This window comes from Roseibium sp. RKSG952 (assembly GCF_009711355.1).
On sequence record NZ_SMMF01000355.1, the window covers coordinates 1 to 688 of the forward strand.

The 688-nt window shown below is 57.8% G+C and carries 1 protein-coding gene; it reads right to left on the bottom strand.

All coding sequences use genetic code 11. From position 1 onward, the window contains the following. On the bottom strand, positions 1–688 hold a 688-nt coding region (locus tag E1297_RS01020), incomplete at both ends, for a DUF4116 domain-containing protein (RefSeq protein ID WP_155132784.1).

Sequence of the window (688 nt, forward strand, 5' to 3'; positions counted from 1 at the left end):
CCGCCTCAAGGCACATCTCCTCTGTCTGGAAGTCTTCCGGCACATATCTCAACGCATCCCCGTTTTGCCTAACCGCCTCGAGGCAGATCTCCTGCGTCCGGAGTTTTTCCGGAACATTGCCTAACACCATGCCCTTTTGCTTCACTGCTTCGAGGTGAATCTCTGGCGTCCGAAGCTTCTTAGGCACCCATAGCAACGCCAGGCCGTCTTGTCTCACCACCTCGAGGTAGATCTCTGGAGCCCGAAGTTTCTTCGGCACATGTTGCAACGCCCTGTGGCTTTGCCTCACCGCCTCAAGGCACATCCCCTTTGTCCGGAGGTCTTCCGGCACACAGTATAACGCCCCGCCGTTTTGCTTCACTGCCTCGAGGCGCACCTCCTCCGTTTGGAGGCGCTCCGGTACATATTGCAACGTCCCGCCGCTTTGCCCGACTGCCTCGAGGCATACCTCTGATGTCCGGAGGCTCTCCGGGACATATTTCAACGCTCCTCCGTTTTGCCTCACCGCTTCAAGGCACACCTCCGGCGTCCGGAGGGCTTCCGGAACATTGCCCAATGCCTCTCTGTTTTCCTTCACCGCCTCAAGGCAGAATTTTTCCGTCAAAAGGTCTTCGGGCACGAAGTCCAACGCCTCGTCGTTTTGCGTCACTGCCCATTTCAGCAGGGGGAGGAACCTGTCTGCGTTGCA